This window comes from Paractinoplanes hotanensis, from assembly GCF_023717965.1.
Lineage (GTDB): Bacteria > Actinomycetota > Actinomycetes > Mycobacteriales > Micromonosporaceae > Actinoplanes > Actinoplanes polyasparticus.
In genome coordinates this window covers 1-6,215 of record NZ_JAMQOL010000105.1, presented here as the reverse complement: position 1 = coordinate 6,215, position 6,215 = coordinate 1, and the positions used below count along the sequence as shown (strand labels likewise).

Below are 6,215 nucleotides of genomic sequence, written 5' to 3'. Positions count from 1 at the left end.
ACATCGTCACCGCCGCGCTGCACCTCACCCATTTCGAATACAAATACCTAACCGGATCTTGCTGAGATCAGCTCAGTATTTTCCGATGGATCTCCGCTGGCCGTAGCCACCGTGCCGGCGAGGTTGCTCAGCGGTGCGCCGGTGGTCGGAGATATCAACATTTCCGGAGGGGCCGGCGCGAGCAGGTCCGACATGGGGAAGCCCCACATGGACCGGGCGACCCGTCGCTGGGACGGCCTTGGCTCTGTTCGCACATCGCCTGAGAGCCACCGGCGCAACGTCCGGACGCTGAGCGTGGCGTCTTCTCCGTTGTCGCGGGCGCACCGTTCGAACTGGGCGATGACCTCGCTGAGCGTGCGGTCGTCACGGCCGATAAGCACTGCCAGCAACGTCGAGCGTCGTTCCGGCATCCGGGCCTCCTAGCTGGATCTAGGACGACGGTAGGGCGGACTGGCGCCGGGGCGCCAGCCCACGTGCACCCCACGGGGAGAAACGGCTGTCCTATGTCCGCCTTATGTCCGCCCAACGGCAAGTAAGCGGCTCTGCTACGCGCTTCTGACGGCATTGTCCACAGGGCCAGACTCCCAATCACCAACTCGACGCACGGGGCCCGCCACGCTCTGTGGTTGGCGAAGGGAGACATGGTGGTCTTGATAGCGGCGATCGCGTCCTGCGCAGGGCTGCTGGTCGGCTTCCTCGGCGGCTTTCTCCTGGCGACTCGAACACGGCAGTGGTGCCCCGGCTGCGGTGCGACGATCGACATTGGGCACTGCCCTCATCGATTCATGCGTGCGGCTGGGCCAGCGGGCCGACCCGGAGTCACTTCGGGCGCCGCGGGGGCTCGGTTGTGACGAGTCTTGCTGATGAACTGTGGCTGGCAGCGCACGATGGCGTTAATGGCAAGGCTCGGCTGGGCCCGTGGGCGCTGGGGGTCGGGCTGGGAAGCGCGTTGCTCGCGGAGCTTGTCTACAACGGCTATCTCCAGTTGCGCGACGGCGACCTCTTCCGCACCAGGCACGGCCTGTCCGACGACCCGGCGTTGAGGCCCTTGCTGCGCAAGATGCAGACCGAGGAGCTGAGCTGGGCTCCGGCCGAGCTGCTAGTCCGCGCGCCTGCCCGTCTGCACGAGGGCTTCACCTGGCCAGCGGACGGGTCGCACGGCCGGCACGGGCACGCTTTAGCTCCGGACCGCTCAGCCCAGTTCCCGCCCTCACCAGTCAGCCCTGATGGAGGTTCAAAGCCGGAGGAGACCTGGAATCGGCGGCGTGGCCATCGGCACGCGGAGTGGTTGTCGTACCTGGCGTATCAACAGCGGGCTGAAACGCTCGTGGTTGACCGGCTTTCCCGGGTTGGGCTGGCCAGGGCGAAGCAGGAGCGTCGGCTGCTACGCGCGACGACAACGACATTTGTGCCGCATGACTCGGTGGCCTCCGGTACTCCGGCGAACAGGCTCAGTGTCGCGCTGCAAGGCAGAGAACGTCTCGGCCGGTCGCAGCTGTGTCTGGCCGGTCTGATTCTGGCCACCGGCCTGCACCATCACGCTTTCGCCACCTTGAACCCGGCCGACCGGTCGTATCTGGCGGACGAACTCCAACGCGGCCTGGACGAACCCAGCCGAGAGCTACTGCGTGCTGCGGACGCTGCCGTCGGTGAGGCCGCGATGCGCTGATCCCCTTTCTCGCACACCCCCGTTTTACGCGAGCACATCCATTCCCTGTCTTTGGCTGGAGGAACACCTACGTGTCCGCCTCACCATCTCTCACCTCGCCAGGCAGCGTGTCGCATGCCTTGGCCGCGAACCGGCTCGGCCCGTTCGCGATCGGCGCCGCCATCGCCTCGTCGGTGGCGCCGTTGACCGTGGTCACTTTGGTGGTCAGTACGGCGATCGCGGTCACCGGCCTGCTCGGCTTCCCGATCGCCGTGATCACGGTCGCCGCCATCTTGATGCTGTTTGTGGTCGGTTATCTGGCGATGGCCCGGCACATCCCCAACGCCGGAGCCTTCTACGCCTACGTCTCCCAAGGCCTCGGCCGCCCGTTCGGGGTCGGCACGTCCTGGTTCGCCCTGGCCACCTACACCAGCTTCCTGATGTGCTGCTTCGGCGGCTTCGGGGCACTGGTGGAACCGCTGGTATCGGACTGGATCGGCCTGGGCGTCCCCTGGTGGGTCCTCTCCTTCGCTGCCTGGATTGTGGCGGCCGTGCTCGGCGCGAACGAGATCAGCCTGTCGGAGAGAGTCCTGGTGGTGCTGGTCGTCACCGAAACCCTGCTGGTGCTGGTCTACAGCCTGGCCATCATGCTCACCGCCGGATTCACGTTCAACCTCAGCGCGTTGTCGCTGGACAACCTGTGGAGTCCGAGTGCGGGTGTCCTGGTCGTGATCGGGATGACCGCGTTCGCCGGGGTCGAACAGTCGGTTGTCTACATCGAGGAGTCGAAGAACCCGAAACGCACCATCCGGATCGCCACCTACGCCACCGTGTCCATCATCGCCGCGGTGTATGCGTACGCGTCGCTGGTGCAGATCTCGGCCGGCGGGCCGACCATCATCGAGCAAGCCACCGCCCAAGGCGGTGACCTGTTCTTCAACCAAGCCGCAGGCACACTCGGCCACACCGCGGTCATCATCGGACGGCTGTTTCTTGGCACGGGGCTGATCGCAGCGGCAATCGCCTTCCACAACGCCGCCACCCGGTACGCGTTCGCGCTGGGGCGCGAAGGAGTCCTACTTCGGGTGTTCGGACACTGCACACTCAAGGGCGCACCGCGGGTCGCGTCGCTGGCCCTGAGCGCGTTCGCCGCCGGCATGCTGAGCGTCTACGCGGTAGCCGGGTGGGACCCGCTGGTTCAGCTGTTCTACCTCGGCTCCACCACCGGCGGGTTCGCCGTCCTGATGCTCTACACCCTGACCAGCATCGCCGTCATCGCGTTCTTCGCCCGCGACGCGCGTGGTGAAGGCGTGTGGCAACGGCTGCTTGCCCCGTTGCTGTCCACGCTGATCCTGCTGTTCCTGGCCTACCTGGCCCTCGACAACCTGCACCTGCTGTTCGGCGTCGACCCCGGCACCGGCCCCGCCCGCTGGGTGCCGATCGTCCTGGTCGCCATCTTCGTCGGCGGGACGGTGTGGGGGCTGATCCTCAAACACACCCGCCCGGAGGTCTACCAGGGCATCGGGCGAGGCACCCGCAGCGCCACCGCTAGCGCGTCCGGCCTGCAGACCATCCTCTGACGAAAGGGAACCCCCGTTGAGCTCGCCTGCCAGCACCATCCCTGCCCTGCGTGTCGCCGGAGACGATGACATCGAACTGGTTGCCGACATCATCGCGGACGCGTTCGAAGACCTTGATGTGATCCGTTTCCTCGTCCCCGAGCAAGAGCACCGGTGGCAGGTCTCCCGCGCGTGGTACCGGCTTTACATCGCCCATGCGATCGGCGGGGCCGGACAGGTCCTCGTTACCGAAGATCACAGTGCGGCCGCGGTCTGGTTCGACCGCACCGGCACGGTCACCGAACCGGAGCGCTATGCCGAGCGGCTGGCCGAGCTGGCCGGTGACGCCCTGCCTCGGTTCCAGCATCTCGACGAGCAGATGGACGCCCACCATCCCAGGGATCCGCACTGGCATCTGCTGTTCCTCGCCGTGCGCCCGCCCATACAGAACCACGGCTTCGGCAGCCGCCTGCTCACCCAAACCCACACGCGACTCGACGCCGACGGCATCCCGGCCTACCTGGAAGCCACCAGCCCGCAGAACCAACACCTCTACCACCGTCACGGCTACACCGACATGAACCCACCGACGATCGACGTCGCGGACGACATCCCGCTCTACCGCATGTGGCGCCCCGCCGGCACCGACTGATACCCGCCACCTTCGACCCGGGAGGGACCATGACCAGCTTCGGACTCGGCGCCACCTCAGACGGGCAGTCATGCGCCCCGATTACGCGGACCGGTGCTGATCCGAGCGGGCACAGCTCGCCGGCCGCAGGCTCTACCAGACGTCCGTACGAGGGAGCCAGCGCGGCTGATAGGAATCGCGGCGACCGCCGATTCGCGGGCGCGGTGGCGTCCGGGGTGCTGAGTCCGGGGCTGGCCCGGCTGTTCGGCCGCACCGAAAAGGAGCGGTTGTACGGGATGGTGCTCGCCTTCCCCCAGACAGCGCATCGGGTCCTGACAGCCGATCGAGTCCCCGACGCGGCCCTTCGCCTCACGTTGCGCGCGGAGACGGCCATGCGCCTCGACCGGCCCCGGGAAGCGATGACCCTCGCCGGCACTGCCGTCGCCACAGCCGCCGGGCAGGAGGTGGAAAACCCGAAGCTACTGCTGGCCGCCGCGACCGTGCTGAGCGACGCGGCCGTGGTCGCCGGTGCCCCGGACGCCGTCAACTCCTGCGCCGACCTGATCCGGCTCGCCCAAGAGTTCGGCGACCGGCCCCGCACGATCATCGGCGGCTTCCTGCACGCAGTGGCCGTGTACCAGCAACACAGCTGCCGCGACGCGGTCGGCATGCTCGACCGGATCACCGCCGAGTCAGGTCGGGCGGCAGCGTTCGTCGCCGCACAGCGCACGCTCGAGGACTGCTGCGCCCGCCGCGCCCAGACGCATCTGCCCGGCCGCCGGCGGCCGTTGGTCACCGCGGGCGGACTGATCCAGCCCGCTTTGACGCCGATGTTCACCATCGACCGGCTGCTGCGCTGGCCGGGTATCCACGTCTGCACCAGTTTCCCGGCGGGGTGCACGCGATGACTGCTTCGTCGTCGCTGGGCTCTCGCCTCATCTGGCTTGCCGGCCCGCTCTTCTCCGCCACTCATGCCAGCCGGTTCCGCAGTGGCGTGCCTACGTCCCAACCCGGACTGGACGTTGGCACACCACTGACCCTGCCCGCCTCCCTGCGACAGTGCCGAGGGCTCCCGGTCCGGCCGTTCGTACGATCTTGGAAAGCAGAGTCACAATGAGCGACCCGCGCGGCCTTGACCCACAATGGCCGGACCCGGCCCGCCGCTACAACGATCTGCTGGGCGGTAAGGACAACTTCGCTGCTGATCGGGCCTCCTCTGCGGAGATCGCGAAAGTGTTCCCGACGGTTCGCGTCGCTGCCCGGGAGAACCGAAGCTTCCTACTCCGCGCTGTGCGTTACCTGGCGGCGGACAAAGGGATCCGGCAGTTCCTCGACATCGGTGCCGGGATGCCGATGAGCTCTGGCGTACATGAAATCGCCCAGCAGGTCGACCCGGCCGCGAGGGTGCTGTATGTCGATCACAGCGAACTGGTCGCCGCTCACATCCGCGCCCTGGCGGTCAGCACCGAGGAAGGCATAACCGCGTTCCTCGACGGGGATCTGCGCCAGCCGCAGCAGATCCTGACTAGCCCAGAGCTAACCAGCACCCTCGACATGAGCAGGCCCGTCGCGCTGATCCTTGCCGCGGTTCTGCATTTCTGCACCGACAAGGACGACCCGTATACCGCTGTCCGGGCCATGATCGAGGCGCTGCCCTCGGGTAGCTACGTGGTCTGCTCACACGCCACGTTCGACCCGGTCGACGATCGGGTCCGGCGCCGGCTGGCCAAGCTGGTCGACTCCGGCCTTCACGGCCCGTTCCAAGCCCGCAGCCGGGACGAGGTCGCGAAGTTCCTCGACGGCCTCGAGCTCGAACCACCCGGACTGGTCTCCACCATCGCCTGGCAACCCGAACACGATCCCCCGGCCATGGGTGAGGAACACGAAGCCGTCAGCTACGCCGCCGTCGGCAGAGTTCCATGACCATCTCCCAGCCGAGAGGAGCAGAGATTCTGCCGAAGTATCCGGTCGTCGCAGAGGATCGAGGTAAGAGATGTCCGTCATTGTCAGCCCTCAAGAAGCTGTCTTCCTTGCGGTTCGTCCTGGCTCGGCTGCGGGCATGCAGTTGCCCACAAACCGTTACGACGAGCTGGCCGAGGCAGCAGCAAATGGCGAGACGATCCCCGGATGGTTCGCTGACGCCGCTCGACGGGCCTGGCAAGTCGACCTGCGCGGGCGGCCAGTAGCGAGCGCAGTAAAAGTGCGTCCGCGCCTGACTGGCCCGGTCGTCTACAGCCGAGCTTCTTGGGAGATCAATAAAGGCTGCAACTTCTCGTGCGAACACTGCTACCTCGAACAGCTGATGAGGCTCCGTGGAAATCCCCAGGTCTGCTCGGTGAAAGTCCCCACCTGGTTGGGTTGAGTTTATCGGTTGGTT

General features: G+C 66.8%; 6 protein-coding genes. All 6 read left to right on the top strand.

The genetic code is table 11. The features are described from left to right. The first annotated feature begins 847 nt into the window (after positions 1-847). Complete coding sequence (locus LXN57_RS47455) at positions 848-1,669, top strand: GPP34 family phosphoprotein (RefSeq protein ID WP_251804919.1); 822 nt, start codon at positions 848-850, stop codon at positions 1,667-1,669. Between the two features lie 107 nt (positions 1,670-1,776). Continuing rightward, positions 1,777-3,228, top strand: coding sequence for an APC family permease (locus LXN57_RS47450; RefSeq protein ID WP_251804918.1), 1,452 nt, complete (start codon positions 1,777-1,779; stop codon positions 3,226-3,228). Positions 3,229-3,244: 16 nt separating this feature from the next. Further along, the gene (locus LXN57_RS47445; RefSeq protein WP_251804917.1) at positions 3,245-3,859 is read left to right on the top strand and encodes a GNAT family N-acetyltransferase; all 615 of its coding nucleotides are present in this window, start codon (positions 3,245-3,247) and stop codon (positions 3,857-3,859) included. Positions 3,860-4,074: 215 nt separating this feature from the next. Further along, positions 4,075-4,746: a hypothetical protein gene (locus LXN57_RS47440; protein WP_251804916.1), complete on the top strand. Its 672-nt coding sequence runs from the start codon at positions 4,075-4,077 to the stop codon at positions 4,744-4,746. A 205-nt stretch (positions 4,747-4,951) separates the two neighbouring features. Beyond that, positions 4,952-5,761 carry an SAM-dependent methyltransferase gene (locus LXN57_RS47435; protein WP_251804915.1) on the top strand — a complete coding sequence of 270 codons (810 nt, stop codon included), beginning with the start codon at positions 4,952-4,954 and terminating at the stop codon, positions 5,759-5,761. Positions 5,762-5,831: 70 nt separating this feature from the next. Next, positions 5,832-6,200 (top strand): hypothetical protein, encoded by a 369-nt coding sequence (locus LXN57_RS47430; protein ID WP_251804914.1) that lies wholly within the window; start codon positions 5,832-5,834, stop codon positions 6,198-6,200. The last annotated feature ends 15 nt before the right edge of the window (positions 6,201-6,215 follow it).